This window comes from Acidovorax sp. LjRoot118, assembly GCF_964253575.1.
GTDB lineage: Bacteria > Pseudomonadota > Gammaproteobacteria > Burkholderiales > Burkholderiaceae_C > Acidovorax.
In genome coordinates, this window is the sequence record NZ_CAXURB020000001.1 from 4831695 (window position 1) to 4851655 (window position 19961).

The 19961-nt window shown below is 68.8% G+C and carries 17 protein-coding genes; 7 read left to right on the forward strand and 10 right to left on the reverse strand.

Annotated elements, in window-relative coordinates:
- Positions 1 to 55: 55 nt before the first annotated feature.
- From ACSQ9E_RS22710 to ACSQ9E_RS22725, 4 genes are all read right to left on the reverse strand, one after another.
- On the reverse strand, positions 56 to 988 hold the full coding sequence (locus tag ACSQ9E_RS22710) for a LysR family transcriptional regulator (protein WP_436219240.1): 933 nt from the start codon (positions 986 to 988) through the stop codon (positions 56 to 58).
- Positions 989 to 1171: 183 nt separating this feature from the next.
- Positions 1172 to 1642, reverse strand: a complete 471-nt coding sequence (locus ACSQ9E_RS22715) for a nucleoside deaminase (protein WP_057201417.1) — start codon at positions 1640 to 1642, stop codon at positions 1172 to 1174.
- 5 nt (positions 1643 to 1647) lie between these two features.
- The gene (locus ACSQ9E_RS22720; protein WP_436219241.1) at positions 1648 to 2283 is read right to left on the reverse strand and encodes a flavin reductase family protein; all 636 of its coding nucleotides are present in this window, start codon (positions 2281 to 2283) and stop codon (positions 1648 to 1650) included.
- 90 nt (positions 2284 to 2373) lie between these two features.
- A complete protein-coding gene (locus ACSQ9E_RS22725) occupies positions 2374 to 3045 on the reverse strand; it encodes a GntR family transcriptional regulator (protein WP_436219242.1) in 672 nt (223 codons plus the stop codon).
- 255 nt (positions 3046 to 3300) lie between these two features.
- Here ACSQ9E_RS22725 and xdhA point away from each other — a divergent pair, with 255 nt between their 5' ends.
- Positions 3301 to 4797, forward strand: coding sequence for a xanthine dehydrogenase small subunit (gene xdhA / locus ACSQ9E_RS22730; RefSeq protein WP_436220253.1), 1497 nt, complete (start codon positions 3301 to 3303; stop codon positions 4795 to 4797).
- The gene (gene xdhB, locus ACSQ9E_RS22735) at positions 4794 to 7220 is read left to right on the forward strand and encodes a xanthine dehydrogenase molybdopterin binding subunit (protein WP_436219243.1); all 2427 of its coding nucleotides are present in this window, start codon (positions 4794 to 4796) and stop codon (positions 7218 to 7220) included. Before xdhA ends, xdhB begins: the two co-directional genes overlap by 4 nt.
- 6 nt (positions 7221 to 7226) lie before the next feature.
- Here the strand turns inward: xdhB and ACSQ9E_RS22740 are convergent, their stop codons facing one another.
- Together ACSQ9E_RS22740 and ACSQ9E_RS22745 are read right to left on the reverse strand one after the other, a co-directional pair.
- A complete protein-coding gene (locus ACSQ9E_RS22740) occupies positions 7227 to 9329 on the reverse strand; it encodes a diguanylate cyclase domain-containing protein (RefSeq protein WP_436219244.1) in 2103 nt (700 codons plus the stop codon).
- A gap of 324 nt (positions 9330 to 9653) precedes the next feature.
- Positions 9654 to 10277, reverse strand: a complete 624-nt coding sequence (locus ACSQ9E_RS22745) for a Crp/Fnr family transcriptional regulator (protein WP_057201517.1) — start codon at positions 10275 to 10277, stop codon at positions 9654 to 9656.
- 245 nt (positions 10278 to 10522) lie between these two features.
- Between ACSQ9E_RS22745 and ACSQ9E_RS22750 the strand changes: the two genes are divergently transcribed.
- A complete protein-coding gene (locus ACSQ9E_RS22750) occupies positions 10523 to 11560 on the forward strand; it encodes a porin (protein ID WP_057201423.1) in 1038 nt (345 codons plus the stop codon).
- A gap of 1 nt (position 11561) precedes the next feature.
- On the opposite strand, the gene ACSQ9E_RS22755 is transcribed toward ACSQ9E_RS22750, so the two are convergent.
- Positions 11562 to 12905 (reverse strand): glycerate kinase type-2 family protein, encoded by a 1344-nt coding sequence (locus ACSQ9E_RS22755; protein ID WP_436219245.1) that lies wholly within the window; start codon positions 12903 to 12905, stop codon positions 11562 to 11564.
- A gap of 112 nt (positions 12906 to 13017) precedes the next feature.
- On the opposite strand from ACSQ9E_RS22755, the gene ACSQ9E_RS22760 reads away from it, so the two are divergent.
- Entirely contained in the window at positions 13018 to 14889 is a 1872-nt protein-coding gene (locus ACSQ9E_RS22760) for an EAL domain-containing protein (protein ID WP_436219246.1), read from the forward strand.
- A gap of 13 nt (positions 14890 to 14902) precedes the next feature.
- Here ACSQ9E_RS22760 and ACSQ9E_RS22765 read toward each other — a convergent pair whose 3' ends face one another.
- Positions 14903 to 16198 carry a urate hydroxylase PuuD gene (locus tag ACSQ9E_RS22765; RefSeq protein WP_057201425.1) on the reverse strand — a complete coding sequence of 432 codons (1296 nt, stop codon included), beginning with the start codon at positions 16196 to 16198 and terminating at the stop codon, positions 14903 to 14905.
- Positions 16199 to 16416: 218 nt separating this feature from the next.
- Positions 16417 to 17307: a xanthine dehydrogenase accessory protein XdhC gene (xdhC, locus tag ACSQ9E_RS22770; protein ID WP_436219247.1), complete on the reverse strand. Its 891-nt coding sequence runs from the start codon at positions 17305 to 17307 to the stop codon at positions 16417 to 16419.
- Between xdhC and ACSQ9E_RS22775 the strand changes: the two genes are divergently transcribed.
- A complete protein-coding gene (locus ACSQ9E_RS22775; RefSeq protein WP_436219248.1) occupies positions 17306 to 17857 on the forward strand; it encodes a hypothetical protein in 552 nt (183 codons plus the stop codon). The two genes, xdhC and ACSQ9E_RS22775, sit on opposite strands and share 2 nt — an antisense overlap.
- On the opposite strand, the gene uraH is transcribed toward ACSQ9E_RS22775, so the two are convergent.
- Positions 17854 to 18204, reverse strand: coding sequence for a hydroxyisourate hydrolase (uraH, locus tag ACSQ9E_RS22780; RefSeq protein WP_057201427.1), 351 nt, complete (start codon positions 18202 to 18204; stop codon positions 17854 to 17856). The genes ACSQ9E_RS22775 and uraH overlap by 4 nt on opposite strands.
- 90 nt (positions 18205 to 18294) lie before the next feature.
- Between uraH and ACSQ9E_RS22785 the strand changes: the two genes are divergently transcribed.
- Both ACSQ9E_RS22785 and puuE read left to right on the forward strand, forming a co-directional pair.
- Positions 18295 to 18984, forward strand: a complete 690-nt coding sequence (locus tag ACSQ9E_RS22785; RefSeq protein ID WP_436219249.1) for a GntR family transcriptional regulator — start codon at positions 18295 to 18297, stop codon at positions 18982 to 18984.
- 4 nt (positions 18985 to 18988) lie between these two features.
- The gene (gene puuE, locus ACSQ9E_RS22790; RefSeq protein WP_057264816.1) at positions 18989 to 19957 is read left to right on the forward strand and encodes an allantoinase PuuE; all 969 of its coding nucleotides are present in this window, start codon (positions 18989 to 18991) and stop codon (positions 19955 to 19957) included.
- Positions 19958 to 19961: the final 4 nt, after the last annotated feature.

The window sequence follows — 19961 nt, forward strand, 5'->3', positions numbered from 1 at the left end:
GGGTCGTTATGGGGTTGAAACTGCCTGCCATCGCTTGTTCAGCATGAACGCGAAGCTATTCTTTTCGTAGCGATGCAGCCACCGCCTTCACGCAGTCGCGCAGCCACACGGCGGCTGCAGAATGGTGCGTGCGGGCATGCCACAGCTGGTAGTACATGAGGCGCGGGAACTCCACGGGGGCCGGCAAAATGGCCAGCGGCAGGTGGTCCACATAGCGCTCGCAGTACTGGCGCCCGGTGGTCAGCACAAGCAAGCTCGATGCCACGATGGGTGGTATGGCGCTGAAGTGCGCGCAGCGCGCGGTGATGTTGCGCGCCAGGCCCAGGCCATCGAGGTGCAGGTCGATCACGCCGCGCGCGCCGGGGTGGGTGGGCGTGGGGGCGATGTGCTCGGCGGCCAGCCAGCTCTCGGCGTCCCAGCCGCGGCGCACGGCAGGGTGGTCGCGGTTGACCAGGCACACCACCTCGTCGCCGAACAGGCGGCCCATGTGCAGGTCGTCCGGGGGCTGGGGCCAGTTGCCGATGACCACGTCCACGTCGCCCTGCGCCAGATGGGCGTGGTAGTGCGTGTCGCCCGACAGGGGCAGGATCTCGATGGGGCACATCGGCGCCTCGACCTTGATGCGCGCCACGAGCTGGGGCAGGAACAGCGGGTCCAGGTAGTCGCTGGCGGCAACGCGGAAGGTGCGGGTGGCGGTGCGCGGATCGAAGCCGCGGGCATCGGAGAACAGCGCCTCGGCCGAGCGCAGGATGGCGCCCGCAGGCTCCACCATGCGCAGCGCCGCGTCGGTAGGCATCATGCTGGCGCCCGACCGCACCAGCAGCGGATCGCCCGCCAAGTCGCGCAGCCGCTTGAGCGCGGCCGACACCGCCGGCTGGTGCATGCCCAGGCGGACGGCGGCCCTCGATACGCTGCGTTCAGTCAACACGGTGTGCAAGACCCTTATGAGATGGAGGTCTATCTTGTCGAAAAGGGCGTGGTCTCGCATACAGGGGCCTGCATTCTTGTCATACGCCATCACGTATGCCGCTGCGCGCGTTGGATGCGCTGCGCTGCGCGGTGTGGGGAGTGGAGGCGTTGTGGGGTGGGCAAAAAGTGTCGGCGCACTGTACACCGCACAGCCCCTGCACCGTGCCCCTGGAAATCCCTGTGCGGCCGCGAGAGGCCCGGGTCAGGCCCCGCGCAATGCGGCCGCAGCTTCTTCGCGCAGCAGGCCGTGCTCCACCGCGACTGGAGGACGCGCCTGTGCCAGCAATTGAGCACAAGGCGTTGCCAGTTGCGGCCCACCCAAGGCCTGGGCGATGTCGTCCTGGCTGGCCGCATAGACCACGCGCGCAATACCGGCCCAGAACATGGCACCGGCGCACATCGCACAGGGCTCGCCGCTCGCGAACACGGTCGCACCGCGCAGGACATCGGGGCCGAGCGCCGCAGAGGCCTCGCGCACCAGCACCATTTCGGCATGGCCGGTGCAGTCGCGCGTGGTGTTCTGGTTGTTGCGGGCAGTGAACAGCACCGCGCCCTCGGCCGACGCCAGCGTGGCGCCGAAGGGGTTGTCGCCCGCCGCAAGCGCAGCGCGCGAAGCCTCGATGGCCAGCCGCATGGCGGCGTGGTCCTGCGCGCTGAAGGCGGATGCATCCATGGCGCTCAGATCTCGTCGATGGCGGTGCTGCGCGCCTGCGCTGGCGTGTCCGCGCCGATGGCGAAGCGCTCGCCGGTCTTCACGTAGAAGCTCGCGCCAAAGCGCCCCACGGGATGGAAGTCCTGCAGGCGCACGCGCCAGCGTTCGGTGTCCACCAGGCCTTCGCGCACGCCCAGCCACTGCACGCGGCCGATGAAGACGTAGCGGCTGGCGGTCTCCAGGGTTTCGTGCAGCACGCACTCGAAGGCCACCGGCGCCTCGGCGATGCGCGGCGGCGCCACGCTGCGCGAGGGCACCGGCGTGAGGCCGGCGTGCGCCAGTTCGCTTTCATCCGGGGGCAGGCTGTCGCCGCAGGCGTGCATCTGCGCAGCCATGGCCTCGTCGGTGATGTGCACCACGAACTCGCCGGTGCGCAGGATATTGGCCGCCGTGTCCTTGAGCAGGCCGTCCTTCAAGCGGTTGATGCTGACCATGACCACCGGCGGGTCCTCGCCCAGCATGTTGAACATGCTGAACGGCGCCGCATTGACCGTGCCGTCCTCGCCCAGCGTGGTGATCAGCGCGATGGGGCGCGGCACGATCAGGCTGGCCATGAGCTTGTAGCGCTGGTAGGCGTCTATCTGCGAAAAGTCGATGTCCATGGCACGGCGCTTCAATAAATCGTATACGAAATTTTAAACCATTTGACTTGCTTTCAATGATTTTCAAAAAATCGTATACGATTTCCCAAATCAGCCCGGCGGCACCTCGTCTGGCAGGGACAGGCGCGCCTCCAGCGCCAACAGGTGGCGGTCCATGGCGTCGGCGGCGGCAGCGGCATCGCGCAGGGCCAGGTGCTCGACGAGCTGCTCGTGCTCCTCGTGCTCGCAGGTGGACTCGCCGGGCGCCTCGTACAGCGCCACGATCAGCGAGCAGCGCGTCATGAGTTCGGTCAGGATGCGCTGCAGCTCGGCATTGCCCGACAGCTCCGCCAGCGCCAGGTGAAAGCCCCCCGCCAGCGCCACCCAGCGCGCATGGTCCTGCTGGTGCAGGGCCTCGTGCTCGGCGCGCATGCGCTGCTTGAGGCGCTGCACCTCGCCGTGCGTGATGCGCGCGGCCACCATGCGCACGATGCCGGCCTCGACCACGCGGCGCGCGGCAAAGATGTCGCGCGTCTCCTTCGGGCCGGGGCGGGCCACCGTCGCCCCCTTGTTGGGCACGATGTCCAGGATGCGCAGTTCGGCCAACCGGTGCAGGGCCTGGCGCACCACCGTGCGGCTCACGCCGAAGCGCTCGCACAGTGCAGGCTCGCCCAGGCGCTCGCCAGGGCGCAGCCGGCCGTGCATGACGGCGTCGAGCACGGCCTCGTACACCGGCTGGTCAAGGGTTGCGGCAGGTGGGCGGGGAGGCGTTGCAGCGGGCATGGGCAGAAAGGGTGCGCGGTGGTGTGCAGTGATGCGGGGGGAGGCGCAGCAGTGTAGCCAGCAGCCACTGTGCCACGGCAGCCGGCCGGTGCCCACGGGGTGTGGCGGTAGCCGCCTTTTTTTGCCCCCGATGGGCGCGCAGTCATAGCGCGGCAGGCATCCTCGTTATACGCTCTGGCATATGCGGTCCCTGGCAGGCGCGCATACGCTCTGCTTCTGACCGATTTGCCCGTTTTTGAGCACCCACGCATGACGATGACCCACCGACCTCTTCGCTTCATCCGCCGCGGCCAGCCCGCGGCGCTGCACGACGTACCACCCGACCGCACCTTGCTGGAGGTGCTGCGCGAGGACCTGGGCTGCACCGGCACCAAGGAAGGCTGCGGCGAAGGCGACTGCGGCGCCTGCACCGTGGTGCTGGGCGAAGAACGACATGGCAAGCTGCACTACAGCGCCGTGAACAGCTGCATCCGCCTGGCCCATTCGGTGGACGGCATGGCGCTGTGGACGGTGGAAGACCTGGCCGAGGACCCGCTGATCCGCCCCGCCGGCCCGGCCCCGTCGGCCGAGAAAGCCATCACCCTGCACCCAGCGCAAGAGGCCATGGTGCAGTGCCACGGCTCGCAGTGCGGCTTTTGCACGCCGGGCTTCGTGATGAGCCTGTTCGGCATGTACCAGAACCATGTCTGCCACGGCCAGCCGATCACGCGCGAGCTGGCGCAGGAAGAACTCTCGGGCAACCTGTGCCGCTGCACGGGCTACCGCCCCATCCTCGACGCGGCCCAGCAGATGGCCTCCCTGCCCCCCGTGGCCGTCGATGAGGCGCAGGTGTTGCGACAACTGGCCCAGTTGCAGGCACCAGCGGCCGACGGCACGGCTTACCTGGCCCCCACCACCCTGCCCGCCCTGCTGGCCGCACGCGCCGCGCACCCCGGTGCCCAGGTGGTGGCCGGCTGCACTGATGTGGGGCTGTGGGTCACCAAGATGCACAAACAGTACGCGCAGATCCTGGACGTGACGCGCGCGGCCGAGTTGCTGCATCTCGGTGAAGACGCGCAACAGATCACCATCGGCGCCGCCGTATCGCTGACCGACGCCTTTGCCGCACTCACCCGCCAGTGGCCGCAGTTGCACAGCTTTGCCACGCGCTTCGCGGGCCTGCCGGTGCGCAACTCGGGCACGCTGGGCGGCAACGTGGCCAATGGCTCGCCCATCGGCGACTCTATGCCGCTGCTGATCGCCTTGCGCGCGCAGATCGTGCTGGCCAGCACGCGCGGCGAGCGCACGCTGGCGCTGGAAGACCTCTACACCGGCTACCGCCAGAACGTGATCGCGCCCGATGAGCTGCTGGTGCGCATCGTGGTGCCGCGGCCGGGTGTGACCGAGGCGCTGCGCGCGTACAAGATATCGAAGCGCTTCGACGATGACATCTCGGCGGTCTGCCTGGTCATCAACCTCGACATCGAGGCCGGCGTGGTGCGACGAGCCAGCATCGGTGCGGGCGGCGTGGCCGCTACCCCGGCGCGCGCGCGGCAGACCGAAGCCGCCCTAACCGGCCAGCCCTGGTCGGCCGAGACGGTGCAGAAGGCGGCCGATGCCCTGCAGGCCGAGTTCAGCCCCATCTCCGACATGCGTGCCAGCGGCGCCTACCGGCGCACCGTGCTGGCCAGCCTGCTGCAGCGCTTCTGGCTCGAAAGCCAGGGCCAGGACGCGGTGAGCGTGGAAAACTTCCGACTGGAGGCCAGCGTATGAACCAGCGTGACCCCTCTCCCGTGAGCCGCGACGCGGTGGACGACCCGGTGGCGGTGCAGGCCGATGCGCACGCCGACCAGCCCGTGGCGGCAACGCTGGCGGCCACGCCCCCCGCAACCCTGCGCGCCATGGGACATTCGCACATCCATGAAAGCGCACGCGCCCAGGTGGCCGGTGCGGCCCACTACATTGACGACCTGCCCGAGATCAAGGGCACGCTCTACGCCTCGCCCATTCTCTCCACCGTGGCCCACGGGCGCCTGAACGGCGTGGACGCGAGCGCCGCGCTGGCACTGCCCGGCGTGCGCGGCGTGGTGCTGTCGGCCGACGTGCCGGGCGACAAGATGCTGGCCGCCTTCGCGCACGACGAGCCGGTGTTTGCCATGGACACGGTGCAACACATCGGCCAGGTCATCGGCCTGGTGGTAGCCGACACGGTGATGCAGGCGCGCCGCGCCGTGCGCGCCGTCAAGCTCGACATCACCCCGCTGCCGGCCGTGCTGACGGTGCAGGACGCGCTGGCCGCCGAAAGCTATGTGCTGCCCCCGGTGTTCGTGCGCCGGGGCGATGCGGCGGCAGGCCTTGCCGGCTCAGAGCACCGCCTGCAAGGCACCTTCGACGTCGGTGGGCAGGAGCACTTCTACCTCGAAGGCCAGATAGCCTACGCCATGCCGCTGGAGCAGAAACAGTGGTGGGTCTATTCAAGCACCCAGCACCCGGGCGAGGTGCAGCACTGGGTGGCGCATGCCCTGGGCATCGACAACCACGCGGTGCGCGTGGAGTGCCGGCGCATGGGCGGTGGCTTTGGCGGCAAGGAGACCCAGGCCGGCCACCTGGCCGTGTGGGCCGCCGTAGCCGCGCACAAGCTGGGCCGCCCGATCAAGCTGCGCCTGGACCGGGACGAGGACTTCATGGTCACCGGCAAGCGCCACCCGTTCGCCTACCGCTACGACGTGGGCTTTGACGGCACGGGCCGCATCACGGGGCTGAACCTGCACATGGCGGCCAACTGCGGCTTCTCGGCCGACCTGTCGGGCCCGGTGGCCGACCGCGCCGTGTTCCACAGCGACAACGCCTACTACCTGAGCGACGTGGAGATCGCCTCCTACCGCTGCAAGACCAACACCCAGAGCCACACCGCCTTCCGCGGCTTCGGCGGCCCGCAGGGCGTGATCGTGATCGAGGCCATCTTGGGCGACATCGCGCGCGCCCTGGGTCTGGACGCGCAGGACGTGCGCCTGCGCAACCTCTACGGCCGCGATGCGGCCGAGGGCCGCAACGTGACCCACTACCAGATGACCGTGGAGGACAACATCCTGCACGAGCTCATGCCCCAGCTGGAGCGCGACGCGAACTACCGCGAGCGCCAGACCGCCATCACCTCCTGGAACGCGGCCAACCCCGTGCTCAAGCGCGGCCTGGCGATCACGCCGGTCAAGTTCGGCATAAGCTTCACGGCCACCCTGTTCAACCAGGCCGGCGCGCTGGTGCACGTGTACACCGACGGCAGCGTGCAGGTGAACCATGGCGGCACCGAAATGGGCCAGGGCCTGCACACCAAGGTGGCGCAGATCGTGGCCGACGAGCTGGGCGTGCCGCTGCACCGCGTGCTGGTCACGGCCAGCGACACCAGCAAGGTGCCCAACGCCAGCGCCACCGCCGCGTCGAGCGGCACCGACCTGAACGGCCGCGCGGCCCAGTTCGCCGCGCGCCATGTGCGCGACAACCTGGCGGCCTATGTCTGCGGGCTCGATGGCTGTGGCGCGGGCGCGATCCAGTTCGCGGGCGGGCAGGTGATCTCGCCCAAGAAGGTGCGCGCCTTCGACGACGTGGTCAAGGAGGCGTATGCCAACCGCATCCAGCTGTGGAGCGACGGTTTCTACCGCACGCCCAAGATCCACTACGACAAGACCACGCTCACGGGCCGGCCGTTCTACTACTTCTCGTATGGCGCGGCCTGCACCGAGGTGGTGATCGACACGCTGACCGGCGAGAGCCGCGTGATCGCCGTGGACATATTGCACGACGTGGGCCACAGCATCAACCCGGCCATCGACATCGGGCAGATCGAGGGCGGCTTCGTGCAGGGCATGGGCTGGCTCACCACCGAGCAGCTGGTGTGGAACGACAAGGGCTACCTGGCGACGCACGCCCCCAGCACCTACAAGATCCCGGCCACGGGCGACATCCCCGCGCATTTCCGCGTGAACCTCTGGCCCGAGGCCAACCGCGAGGACAACGTGGGTGGCAGCAAGGCCGTAGGCGAGCCGCCCTTCATGCTGGCCATCAGCGTCTACGAGGCGCTGCGCAATGCCGTGGCGGCTACGCGCAGCGGCGGCGAGGACGACCGCGCGCCGGTGCAGCTCACGGCGCCCGCCACGGCCGAGAACGTGCTGCGCGCGCTCGGAAAACTCAGCGGCTGAGGGGCATCAATACGGTCCCAGGGCCATCCGGCCCGATGAGGTCATGTCGCGCGCATGCCGGGTTTCGACCCGGTTGCGCCCGGCGCGCTTGGCGTCGTAGCAGGCCATGTCGGCTGCATTCAGCACCGAGGCCACGTCGTGCAGGTGGGCGTCGAGCACCACCAGGCCGATGCTCACACCCAGCGTGAAGCTGCGCCCCTGGTAGGACGGCTCCCAGGCCTGCACCGTGGCGCGCAGCTGTTCGGCCACGGCCTGGCCGCGCGCCAGCGGGCAACCGGGCAGAACCACGGCGAACTCGTCGCCGCCCAGGCGTGCAGACCAGCCCACCTGGCGCACCTGGGTCTCGATGAGCCGGGCCACGTGGCGCAGCACGTCGTCGCCCGCGTCGTGGCCCGCCACGTCGTTGACCAGCGTGAAATGGTCGAGGTCCAGGAACAGCATCACCCCGTCGTCGGGTGCATCGGCCACCGGTGCGCCCGGTGCGCCGATGGTTCGCGTGCGCGTCGAGCGCTCGGCCAGCAGCAGGGCCAGGCGGTGGTCGAAGGCCGAGCGGTTGTGCAACTGTGTGAGGGCATCGTGCGTGAGCTCCCAGGCCTGCTGGTACTGGGCCTCGCGCGCGGCGGTGATGTCCTCCAGCATCCACACCGTGCCCCCGCCCAGGGCCTCCGAATTCACCTTGCGGCCCTGCACGCGCGCCCAGACGGGGCTGCCGTCCTTGCGCACGAAGCACACGTCCCCATCGAAGGTGCCATGCGCCGCGAAGGCCGACTGCACCCGCTCGCCCAGGCGGGCATAGTCGGCGTCAGAGCCATACAGCGTGCGTGCCGGCCGGCCCTGCAGTTCACCCTCGGCGTAGCCCAGCGTCAGGCAGGCCTGCCGCCCCACCACTTCGAGCACGCCATGGCGCGTGATGACGATGCCCACCGAGGCGTTCTGCAGGATGGCCTGGAACTGCCCGTGCAGCAGGGCGTGCAGGTGGTCCTGCTGCCGCTTTTGCTGCGCCAGCCCGTCGAACACCCGCACCAGCGCGCCCACCTCGCCCCGGCCACCGGGCCACTCGATGGCGCCCCGGGCATCGTGGCGCAGCAGCTGCTGCGCGCCCCGGCACAGCTGGGCCAGGGGCTGGGCCATCCAGGCCATGGCAGTGGCCAGCAGCAGCACGCCCAGGGCAATCACTGCGGCGGCCAGCCACCAGGCATCGCGCTGGGCACCCTGCAGCGGCGCCAGCAGCGCCTGCGAATTGCTGACCCGGGCCACGAACCACTGCGGCAGCGGCATGCCGGCCACGCTCACGATGTGGTCGGGCTGCACCTCGGTGACCCCACGCCCGACCACGGGCTGCGCGCGGCGCAGCCACTCGGCGAACACCGGGGCCAGGCCCGGCTCGTCACGCACCTGGCCCATGATGCGCGCGGGGTCGGTGTGCGAGAGGATGGTGCCGTCGCGGGTGAAGACCACCAGGCGCGAGTCATCGCGCGCCGGCAGCGCCATGGACTGCGGCAGCAGGCCCTGCGACTGCAGCCTGAGCGCCCCCGCGACCACGCCCAACACGGCGCCCTCCTCGCTGTGCAACGGCAGCGTGAACAGGATGCGCGCATTGCTGGTGCGCCCGGCAATCAGCTCCGACACCTGGGGTTTGCCATCGATCAGCGTGCGGCGCAGGGCATCGCGCTCCGCCGGGTCCAGGTCGGCCGCCTTGATCAACTGGCCCGCGCGGATGTTGAGTCGGAGCTCGCCATCCTTGCGGGCCACCTGCAGGGCGTCGAAGAACCCCACCGCAGGCAGGCCCTGCTGCAGCAGCCAGTCCAGCGACGACGGCGATTCGAGCATGGCCGGCGTGATGCCCTGTGCCACCGTGCGCAGCACCTTCTGGCTCTGCTCGATCTTGCTGGCCAACAGCCGCGCCACCACCTCCACCTCGTCGGTCTGCTGGCCGACCACGCGGCGCATGGCCTCCTGGCCTGCGGCACGCGAGACCAGCCACACCGACGCCGCGCTCGCCAGCACCACCACCAGCGCAGCCACCGCCATCAGCCGCAGCACCAGGGAGCCCGGCAGGCTCAAGGCAGGCTCTTGCGCGGCAGCGACGGGGTTCGCGGGTGGCGTCATGCGCTGTCCCGGTGGGGAGTGCTGCAGGTGCGGACGATGAGGGAGGCGGGCATGGGAACTGTGGGAAACAACAGGGCTTCCAACGAATATACGCAGCACCCGCCCGTAGGGGCTTGGGTGGAACCCTCACATGCCCCCAAGGAAAAACCCTGAGAGAAAACACCCCATGAGTCGCTTCGCGCCTTCACCCCTCTCTCGACTCGCTGCGCGAGTCGGGAGGGGGACGCTCCCGGTGCGGCGGGGCGGCCCTTGCACGGGAGCACTGGTTTTGCGGCGCGCCAGTTTCATGGACTGCGCCGCCAGCAGGGGGTTAGCGGTCCTGGCTCAGCCGCCTGCAACCGACTGCAGCGCCATCGGCTGGGGCAGCCTGAGCACGTTGCCGGTGCCGGCCACCAGGCCGTGCTCGCGCAGGTGGCGCATCACGCGCGAGAAGGTCTCGGGGGCGATGCCCAGTTGCGCGGCAATGAGCCGCTTGCGCTGGTGCAGGGTGACGCTCATGGCGCCGCCCGTGTCCGGCTCGGCGTTCTGCAGCAGCCACTGCGCGCAGCGCGCCTGGGCGTCCTGCGCGAGGCGGCTCACCGCCAGGCCCGACTGCTGCAGGTAGCCCGTGGCCATGTCGCGCAACAGAGCCTGCGCTGCCGGGGGCAGCGCCTCGCAGTGGCTGCGAAACACGTCCACCGGCAGATGGCGCAGCTGCACCTGGGTCTGCGCCACCATGTCCACCGCGCAGGGCTCCCCCAGCAGCGCCGAGGCGGCGTCAAGCCAGAACGGCGCCTCCACCACACCCAGTTGGTGGCGCATCTGGCCGCGCTCGCACACCCCGAGCAGTACACGCCCGCGCTCCAGGTGCACTGCGGTGTCCAGCGTCTGGTGGCGGTGCCGCAGCACGTCACCGGCCGCAGCGACCTGGAACTGTGCAGGCAGGGAAAGAAGCGAAGAGGGCAGCATGGCCCGAACTGTGCCGCGCCGGGGCAGCGGGCACATTGAGCAAGATCAAACCGGCGCCATGCATGCCGCATGCCTGGTCCCTGCCCGCCAGGGGGCTGTCCGTTTTCTGTAAGCACTTGTTCATCAGGGGCATGGAACTTGCGAAGTCCCCGCCGCTGCTCCCGCCCGTGCACCAAGGTGCACCCATAGCAGGACTGCATCCGAAGCACCGCCTACCCGGTGCCCCCTCACCCCAGGAGTACACAATGAAAACAAACCTGATTGCCCTCTCGCTCGGTGGCGCCCTGCTGTGCGCCACTGCTGCCACCCACGCCCAGAGCTCAGTGCAACTCATGGGCCTGACCGACGTGTTCGTCGGCTCCCTGCGCAACGCGGGTGATGCCGGCCGCGCCACGGTGCTCAACAGCGGTGGCATGACCACCTCGTGGTTCGGCGTCAAGGGCACCGAAGACCTCGGCGGCGGCCTCAAGGCCAACTTCGCGCTGACCTCGTTCATCAAGGTGGACAGCGGAGTGCAGGGCCGCTTCGTGAACGACACCTTCTTCTCGCGCGATGCCAACGTGGGCCTGTCGGGCGGCTTCGGCACGGTGACCGTGGGCCGGGGCCTGGCGCCCAACTTCCTGCCCTCGATCCTGTCGAACCCGATGGGCGATTCGTTCACCTTCGCGCCGCTGATCCTGCACATGAACGTGCCGCTGTTCAACGGCACCGGCTGGACGGCCACCACGCCGTCGGACACGGGCTGGTCCAACGAAATCATCTACAGCACGCCGAGCATGGGTGGGCTCACCGTGAACGCGCACTACCAGGTGGGTGAGGTCGCCAATGACAACGGCAAGAAGAACATTGGCCTGAACGCGCTGTACTTCAACGGCCCGCTCACGCTGACCGGCTTCTATGAGCGCGACCAGGTCAGCAACCCCGCCGTGCCCAACACCTACCTGGGCACCACCAAGGCCGACTGGATGCTGGGTGGCGCCTACGACTTCACCGTGGTCAAGGCCTTCGCCAGCTACGGCCAGGCCAAAGCCGACAACACCACCAACAAGGCCAAGACCCTGCAGTTGGGCGTGGCCGTACCGGTGTTCAGCACTGGCAAGGTGCTGGCCTCGTGGGCCCAAACCGAGATGACGGCCACCGATGTGTCGCGCAAGACCTTCACGCTGGGCTACGACCACTTCCTATCCAAGCGCACCGACCTCTACGCGATGCTGATGAACGACCGCATCACGGCGCGCACCACCGGCAACAGCTTTGGCCTGGGCGTGCGCCACAGGTTTTGAGCTATAGCACCAGGATCGCCCGGAAGTCGTTCACATTGGTGTGCGTGGGCCCGGTGACCAGCAGGTCGCCCAGGGCCGCGAAGTAGCCCCAGGCGTCGTTGCGCTGCAGGGCGTCTTCGATGTCGGCACCCGCCGCGTGGGCGCGGTGCAAGGTGTCGGGTACCACGAAGGCGCCCGCGTTGTTCTCCACGCCGTCGATGCCGTCGGTGTCGGCCGCCAGGGCCCAGACCGATGGCTCGCCCTGCAGCGCCTTGGCCAGCCCCAGGCAGAACTCCCCGGCGCGACCGCCACGCCCGCGCGGGGCATCGGGCGCGCGCGGGCGCACCGTGACCGTGGTTTCGCCACCCGAGAGGATGACGCAGGGCTTCGTGAACGGCTGGCCCCGGCGCGCCACCGAGCGCGCCATGGCCGCATGCACCTTGCCCACGTCGCGCGACTCGCCTTCGATCTCGTCCGAGAGGATGACGGCATCCACGCCCGCCGCGCGCGCCGCCGCAGCTGCGGCCTCCAGCGCCTGCCAGGGCGTGGCCACCAGGTGCACGGCATGGCCTTCGAACACGGCGTCGCCGGGCTTGGGGGTTTCCAGCGCACCGTCGCGCAGGGCCTGCAGGGTCTGGTGCGGCACCTCGATGCCGTAGCGCACCAGGATGGCCAGCGCATCGGCGCAGGTGGTGGCATCGGGCACGGTGGGGCCGCTGGCGATGACCGAAGGGTCGTCGCCCGGCACGTCGCTGATGGTCAGCGTGACCACGCGCGCTGGCGCGCAGGCCGCCGCCAGCCGCCCGCCCTTGATGCGCGAGAGGTGCTTGCGCACGCAGTTCATCTCGGCGATGTCGGCCCCGCTCTCGAGCAGCGCGCGGTTGATGCGCTGCTTGTCATCGAGCGTGAGGCCCTCGCCCGGCAGGGTGAGCAGCGAGGAGCCCCCGCCCGAGATCAGGCACAGCACCAGGTCGTCGGCGGTGAGGCCCTCGGTCAGATCCAGCAGGCGCTGGGCAGCGGCCTCGCCGGCGGCGTCGGGCACGGGGTGCGCGGCCTCGACCACCTCGATGCGCTGCACCAGGCCTTCGGGCCGCGGCGGCACATGCCCGTAGCGGGTGACCACCAGGCCCGACAGCGGCGCGTCGTGCGGCCACAGGGCTTCGAGCGCCTGGGCCATGGCGCCACCGGCCTTGCCGCCCCCCAGCACCAGGGTGCGCCCGCGCGGGGGCGCTGGCAGCCAGGCGCGCATGCCGTGCAGGGGCTGGGCGCTGCGCACGGCAACGTCGAACAGGCCCCGCAGAAAGCCGCGCGGATCGGTGTGAAAATCAGGCAACAGGCCGGGTTGGGGAAGAGAGATGTCGGGCATGGTGCACATTGTGCGTGGCCTCGGGCGGACCGGTGTAAACCCGGGGCCGCTGTAACGCAAATGTCACACCCGCCCGGTATGGTGAACCCCCTAGAAGTGACAAATTGCAACCATGGCGCACCCCAAGCAAGAACGTCTCGACCGCATGCTCGCGCTGCTGTCGCCCGCCGCACGGCTGGGGTCGGGACCGCTGGCGCGGCTGATGCGCGGTGGCGGCCTGTACTGCGTGTTCCAGCCGCTCGGGGACCTGCGCGAAGGCAGCATCTTTGCCCATGAGGCCCTGATCCGCGGCCCCGAGGGCTCAGCCCTGCACACGCCCGACGTGCTGCTGGACCTGGCGCGGCGCGAGGGCCTGCTGCTGGATTTCGAGCTGGTGTGCGTTTTCACGGCGCTGCGCGACTGGGGCGACCATGGTGCGCCCGGACGGCTGTTCGTGAACATCAGCGCCGATGCATTGGTGCATGCCGTGGCCCTTTGTGGCGAGCGCCGCCTGGGCGAGACGGTGCGCGCCTTCGGCGTGAGCGCACGCATGCTGGTGTTCGAGATCACCGAGCACGAGCGCGTGACCGACATGCCCGCGCTGCGCGAGGCCATCCGCGAGGTGCATGCCTGCGGCGCGCGCCTGGCGCTCGACGATTTCGGCGACGGGCGCTCCAGCCTGCGCCTGTGGTCCGAGGTCAAGCCCGACTTCGTGAAGATCGACCGCTATTTCATCCACGACATCAGCGAGCACCCCGAGAACCTGCAGATGCTGCAAGCCATCAAGGGCATCGCCGACGTGTTCGGCACCACGCTGATCGCCGAGGGCATCGAGACGCGCGACGACCTGCGCGCCCTGCGCGACCTGGCCATCCCCTACGGCCAGGGCTGGGTGCTGGGGCGCCCGGCGCGCACCCCGCGCGAGGCCATCGACGGCCCCGCGCTCGACGTGCTGCAGGACCGCCGCGTCGCCGTGCTGCCGCACCTGGGCCAGACGGCGCGCCCGGGCATTCTGCGCAGCCTGATGGTGGTGCAGGCACCCACCGTGACACCGGCCACCAGCAACGACGAGGTGGCCGCCCTGCTGCAGGAGCGGGTGGACCTGCATGCGCTGGCCGTGGTGGACGGAACGCGCCCCGTGGCGTTGATCAACCGCCAGCAGTTCATGAACCACTACGCCACGCTGTACTTTCGCGAAGTGCATGGCCGCAAGCCCTGCATCGTCTTTGCCAACAGCACGCCGCGCGTGGTGGAGCTCGACTGCGACGTGGACCAGCTCGTGGGCATCCTCACCTCGCAGGACCAGCGCTACCTGAGCGATGGCTACATCGTCACCGACAACGGCCGCTACGTGGGCCTGGGCACCGGCGACCAGCTGGTGCGCGCGGTGACCGAGACACGCATCGAGGCCGCACGCCACGCCAACCCGCTGACCTTTCTGCCCGGCAACATCCCCATCAGCATGCACATGCAGCGCCTGCTGGAGAGCGGCACCGAGTTCGTGGCCTGCTATGCGGACCTGAACAACTTCAAGCCCTTCAACGACCACTACGGCTACTGGCGCGGCGACCAGATGATCCGCCTGGTGGCGCGCCTGGCCACCACGCACTGCGACGCGCGGCGCGACTTCGTGGGCCATGTGGGCGGCGACGATTTCATGCTCATCTTCCAGAGCAGCAACTGGCTGCAGCGCTGCAAGAACATCGTGGACGAGTTCGCGCGCGAGGCGCTGACCCTGTTCGACGACGGCGCGCGTGCCATGGGCGGCATCCACTCCGAAGACCGCCACGGCGTGCGCCGCTTCTTTCCGTGCACCACGCTGGCCATTGGCGCCGTGCGCATACAGCCCGGCACCTACCGCCATGCCGAAGAGGTGGCCAACCTGGCCGCCGTGGCCAAGCACGAGGCCAAGCTCGCATCCACCGGCGTGGTGCTGCACGGCGGCGAGCTGCCCGGGCCGCCGCACAACGCCCTGCGCGCTCTGCAAAGCGTTCTGGCGGCCTGATATCAGCGCAGCATCAGGGCACCTTCGCGCCGTCCTGGAACCAGCGGCCGATCAGCGCGCGCTCGGCGTCGGTCATCTGCGTGGCATTGTTCATGGGCATGAGCTTTTGCACCACGGCCTGCTGGTAGACCGCCTGGGCGTGCTGCTTGACCAGGGCCGGTGAATCCAGGCGCATGTTCTTCATCTGCACCTGGGCGCCATGGCACAAATAGCAGCGTTGTTCGAGCACCGTCTGCACGGCAGCGAAGTCGCTGCCCCCGCCGGCCGCAGCGGGTGCCGCAGGAGCAGGCGCAGCCTGCGAAGCCGTGGAGGCGCTGGAGGCCGCAGGGGCCGCCACCGCCGCCGGCTTGGCGGCAGCCACGGGCGCGGGCGCTGGTACCGGCGCGGGCCGCATCCAGACAATCGCGCCGACCAGGGCCACCACGCCCACCAGCGCATAGGGCAGCGGGTTCGGGTTGCGGCCGAGCTTGTAGCCGTGGCGCATCACGAAGAACTGGCGGATGGCGGCGCCCGCAAACATCATGATGATCAGCACCAGCCAGTTCTGTGGGTGGCTCCAGGTAAAGCTGTAGTGGTTGCTCAGCATCGCAAAGATCACCGGCAGCGTGAAATAGGTGTTGTGCACGCTGCGCTGCTTGCCGCGCTTGCCGTGGATCGGGTCCACGTTCTGCCCGGTGCGGATCTGGCGCACCACGGTGCGCTGGCCAGGGATGATCCAGAAGAACACGTTGGCGCTCATCGAGGTGGCGATCATCGCCCCCACCAGCAAAAAGGCCGCACGCCCGGCGAACAGGTGGCAGGCCAGCCACGAGGCGATGCACACCAGCACCAGCACCAGCCCGCCGACGATGGCGTCGCCGTTCTTCTTTTGCCCGAAGATGCGGCAGATGCCGTCGTACAGCAGCCAGAACACCACCAAAAAGGCCAGCGCCGCGCCAATGGCCGCGGGCGGAGCCCAGTCCATGCGCGACTTGTCGATCAGGTAGGTGCCCGCGCTCCACAGGTAGGACAGGGTAAACAGCGCAAAGCCGCTGAGCCAGGTGCTGTAGCTTTCCCAATAGAACCAGTGCAGGTGCTTGGGCAGCTCGGGCGGGGAGACGGCGAACTTGACCGGGTGGTAGAACCCGCCGCCGTGCACGGCCCAGAGCTCGCCGCTCACGCCCTGCTTCTTGAGGTCCTCGTCTTCGGGCGGCGTGAGGCTGCTGTCCAGAAAGACGAAGTAGAACGACGAGCCAACCCAGGCGATGGCGGTGATGACATGGACCCAGCGCAGCAGCAGGTTGGCCCAGTCGAGAAGGTAGTTTTCCATTTTTTCTCAACCTTGGCGGCGTGGGGGGAACACACCGCTGTACAACCTGCTCACCACTGCGGGCGCTCTGAGCAGAAGATGGGGTCGCGCACCTTGGCAATGTCTGCCGGGGCACCGCTGCGACCCAAAGGCCCCGAACCACGCCAAACGGCCGGTTCAGATCCTGTGTGAAAGTGTATGCAGGAATTGTTCCCGATTCCAGTCCTGTCGCCGGCCTTTCAGGCCTGTGAATACCCTTGCAGCGGATTTGCGACAGCCTGGGCTGCGGCAACCGACTGCAACAGCTGTGCCGCCACGGCCACGGCAATCACCTCGGGCTCCTTGCCGGGGATGCCCGGCACGCCGATGGGGCAGGTCACCTGCGCCAGCTCGCGCGGGCTGAAGCCCCGCGCCGTGAGCCGGCTGGTGAAGGTGGCCCACTTGGTCTTGCTGCCGATGAGCCCGATGAACGGCAGGTCGCCGCGCTCACGCTGGCGCTTGAGGCAGGCGGCCACCACGTCCAGGTCTTCGGCGTGGCTGAAGCTCATGATGAGCACGCGCGAGCCGGGTGCCAGCGCGGTCATGGCCATCTGCACGGGCTCGGAATGTTCGCAGTGCACGTTGGGCGGCAGCGCGGCGGGGAAAATCCCGTCACGGCTGTCGATCCAGGTCAGCGCAAAGGGCAGCGGCGCCAGCGTGCGCGCCAGGGCATGGCCCACATGGCCGCCGCCGAACAGCGCCACCGGGTGCAAATCGGCCGTCAGGCGCCGGGCCAGGACCGGTGCGTCCTGCGCGGCCACACATTCGAATTCGAGGTACACCACGCCACCGCAGCACTGGCCGAGCGCCGGGCCCAGGGCAAAGCGCATCGGTGCCGGGTCGTTCGCGGCGCTGGGGTCCGCCAGGCGGCGGCGCGCCTCGGCGATGGCCTGGTGCTCCAGGTGGCCGCCGCCGATGGTGCCCACCAACCTGCCTGCGAACACGGCCATCCACGCGCCCGATTCACGCGGCACGGAGCCTTGGGTAGACTCCACTGTCACCAGACACGCCGGTTCGGCCGCAAGGCCTTCCAGCAACAAAAGCAAGTTCTCCACTGCCGCCGTCCTTTCGTTACACCACCAGCCCACCATGCCCGATACCCCGCCCAATCAACGCCCCGGCAAAGGCCGCCACTGGCTGCTGGCGGGCATCATGGCCGCTGTTGGCGCCTTGGTCGCTTCCTGCAAGTCTGCGCCCGAATCCACACCCGCACCAGCCACGCCAGAGAGCCGCCCTCCCACCAGTACCGACATCCAGGGCGTGAAGGGCCCGGTGCCGGCCACCGCGGGCTCGGCCCGCCCCTCGGCGGCCGCCACGCCCCGCGCCTACCGGCAGGACGGCGCCACCCACCTCTACGGCATGAACGCCGAGCGCATCTTCAAGGGCAAGCTGCAACCCCAGCTGTACGCCATCGGCGTGATCGAGGTGGACATCGACCGCACCGGCAAGGTCACGCGGGTGAACTGGCTGCGCGCCCCGCGCCATGCGCCCGAGGTGGTCAAGGAGATCGAGCGCACCATCCGCGCCGCCGCCCCCTTCCCGGTGCCCACCCGCATGGGCAAGGTGACCTACACCGAGACCTGGCTGTGGGACAAGAGCGGCAAGTTCCAACTCGATACCCTCACCGAAGGCCAGCTCTAAGAGCCCCTGTACGTCGAGTAGCTCCACGGGCTCACCAGCAGCGGCACGTGGTAGTGCTGGTCTTCGTGCGCAATGCCGAAGTCCAGGCTCACCTGGTTCAGAAAGTTCGGCTCGGGCAAAGTGACGCCTTTGGCCTTGAAGTACCCCGCCACGTCAAAGCGCAGCCGGTAGGTGCCGGCACGCACGCTGGCGTTGTCGAACAGCGGCGCATCGGTGCGGCCATCGTGGTTGAGCACCAGGCGCTGCAGCAAGGTGGCGGCGTCGCCGTGGGTGGAATACAGGGCCACTTCCATGCCGGCAGCAGGGCAGCCGTGCATCGTGTCCAGAACATGTGTGCTCAAGCCCATAGGGAATCTCCTGAAGGATGGAGGCCGTAAAAATGCGACCTGTAGACTAAAAGTGTATACACTTTTGGCCAATCCTCCTATCATGTCGCCATGGAATCTTCATCCACCAGTGCCATCGTCGAGGCGTTGACCCGCGCCATCGTTGAACACCGCCTGCAGCCGGGCACCAAGCTCGCCGAGCAGAAGCTTGCCGACCATTTTGGCGTCTCGCGCACGCTGGTGCGCCAGGCGCTGTTCCAGATGGCGCAGAACAAGCTGGTCACGCTGGAGCCCGCGCGCGGCGCCTTCGTCTCCACCCCCTCGGTCGAAGAGGCACGCCAGGTGTTCGCCGTGCGCCGCATGCTCGAAACCGAGATGACCCGCGCCTTCGTGCGCAGCGTCACGCCCGCCAAGATCAAGGCCCTGCGCGCCCACGTGGCCAGCGAGAAGGCGGCCATGGGCACGGCCGATGCCAGCAGCCGCACCGAGCTGCTGGGCGACTTTCACGTGCGCATGGCCGAGCTCATGGGCAACGAGGTGCTGGCCCACCTGCTGGGCGACCTGATCTCGCGCTGCGCGCTGATCACGCTGATGTACCAGTCGGCCAGCGCCGCCGAGCATTCGCACGAAGAGCATGGCGAGATCGTGACGGCCCTGGCCGCGCGCGATGAAGACCATGCCGTGGCCCTCATGCAGTCGCACCTCGAACATGTCGAGGCCAGCCTGACCTTCGACCGCAAGCGCCCCGCCAGCGACCTGGCCATGGCGCTCGCCCCCGTCACCGCTTCGCAAGTCCACTGACACCATGACCTACGACTCCACCCTGCCCTACCCCCGCGACCTCGTCGGCTACGGCCGCAACCCGCCCCATGCGCAGTGGCCCGGCCAGGCGCGCATTGCCGTGCAGTTCGTGCTCAACTACGAAGAGGGCGGCGAAAACGCCACCTTGCATGGCGACGCGGGCTCCGAGCAGTTCCTGTCGGAAATGTTCAACCCCGCCAGCTACCCCGAGCGGCACATGAGCATGGAGGGCATCTACGAATACGGCTCGCGTGCCGGCGTGTGGCGCATCCTGCGCGAGTTTGACAAGCGCAACCTGCCGCTCACCGTGTTCGGCGTGTCGAGCGCGCTGCAGCGCCACCCCGAGCTGACCCAGGCCTTCGTGCAGGCCGGCCACGAGATCGCCTGCCACGGCCTCAAGTGGATCCACTACCAGCACATCCCCGAAGAGGTGGAGCGCGCTCACATGGCCGAGGCCATGGCCATCATCGAGCGCATGACCGGCCAGCGCGCCACCGGCTGGTACACCGGGCGCGACAGCCCCAACACCCACCGCCTGGTGGCCGACTTCGGCGGCTTCGAATACGACAGCGACTACTACGGCGACGACCTGCCCTTCTGGATGAAGGTGCAGCGTACCGACGGCAGCGTGGCGCCGCAGCTCATCGTGCCCTACACGCTGGACTGCAACGACATGCGCTTTGCCCTGCCCCAGGGCTTCTCGCACGCCGACCCGTTCTACCAGTACCTCAAGGACACCTTCGACGCCCTGTACGCCGAAGGCGACCCCGCTGGCGACAACGCGCCCAAGATGATGAGCATCGGCATGCACTGCCGCCTGCTGGGCCGCCCCGGCCGCATCACGGCGCTGCAACGCTTTCTGGACCACATCGCCCAGCACGACAAGGTGTGGGTGGCACGCCGCGTGGACATCGCGCGGCACTGGGCCCAGGTGCACCCCTTCAACGACACCACTGTCACCACCAAGGCCTGACCAC

What these genes read in the sequence shown, in the direction of transcription:
- ACSQ9E_RS22710 (WP_436219240.1), bottom strand. Translation starts at nt 988, where the DNA reads ATGCGAGACCACGCCCTTTTCGACAAGATAGACCTCCATCTCATAAGG.
- ACSQ9E_RS22715 (WP_057201417.1), bottom strand. Translation starts at nt 1,642, where the DNA reads ATGGATGCATCCGCCTTCAGCGCGCAGGACCACGCCGCCATGCGGCTG.
- ACSQ9E_RS22720 (WP_436219241.1), bottom strand. Translation starts at nt 2,283, where the DNA reads ATGGACATCGACTTTTCGCAGATAGACGCCTACCAGCGCTACAAGCTC.
- ACSQ9E_RS22725 (WP_436219242.1), bottom strand. Translation starts at nt 3,045, where the DNA reads ATGCCCGCTGCAACGCCTCCCCGCCCACCTGCCGCAACCCTTGACCAG.
- xdhA (WP_436220253.1), top strand. Translation starts at nt 3,301, where the DNA reads ATGACCCACCGACCTCTTCGCTTCATCCGCCGCGGCCAGCCCGCGGCG.
- xdhB (WP_436219243.1), top strand. Translation starts at nt 4,794, where the DNA reads ATGAACCAGCGTGACCCCTCTCCCGTGAGCCGCGACGCGGTGGACGAC.
- ACSQ9E_RS22740 (WP_436219244.1), bottom strand. Translation starts at nt 9,329, where the DNA reads ATGACGCCACCCGCGAACCCCGTCGCTGCCGCGCAAGAGCCTGCCTTG.
- ACSQ9E_RS22745 (WP_057201517.1), bottom strand. Translation starts at nt 10,277, where the DNA reads ATGCTGCCCTCTTCGCTTCTTTCCCTGCCTGCACAGTTCCAGGTCGCT.
- ACSQ9E_RS22750 (WP_057201423.1), top strand. Translation starts at nt 10,523, where the DNA reads ATGAAAACAAACCTGATTGCCCTCTCGCTCGGTGGCGCCCTGCTGTGC.
- ACSQ9E_RS22755 (WP_436219245.1), bottom strand. Translation starts at nt 12,905, where the DNA reads ATGCCCGACATCTCTCTTCCCCAACCCGGCCTGTTGCCTGATTTTCAC.
- ACSQ9E_RS22760 (WP_436219246.1), top strand. Translation starts at nt 13,018, where the DNA reads ATGGCGCACCCCAAGCAAGAACGTCTCGACCGCATGCTCGCGCTGCTG.
- ACSQ9E_RS22765 (WP_057201425.1), bottom strand. Translation starts at nt 16,198, where the DNA reads ATGGAAAACTACCTTCTCGACTGGGCCAACCTGCTGCTGCGCTGGGTC.
- ACSQ9E_RS22775 (WP_436219248.1), top strand. Translation starts at nt 17,306, where the DNA reads ATGCCCGATACCCCGCCCAATCAACGCCCCGGCAAAGGCCGCCACTGG.
- xdhC (WP_436219247.1), bottom strand. Translation starts at nt 17,307, where the DNA reads ATGGTGGGCTGGTGGTGTAACGAAAGGACGGCGGCAGTGGAGAACTTG.
- uraH (WP_057201427.1), bottom strand. Translation starts at nt 18,204, where the DNA reads ATGGGCTTGAGCACACATGTTCTGGACACGATGCACGGCTGCCCTGCT.
- ACSQ9E_RS22785 (WP_436219249.1), top strand. Translation starts at nt 18,295, where the DNA reads ATGGAATCTTCATCCACCAGTGCCATCGTCGAGGCGTTGACCCGCGCC.
- puuE (WP_057264816.1), top strand. Translation starts at nt 18,989, where the DNA reads ATGACCTACGACTCCACCCTGCCCTACCCCCGCGACCTCGTCGGCTAC.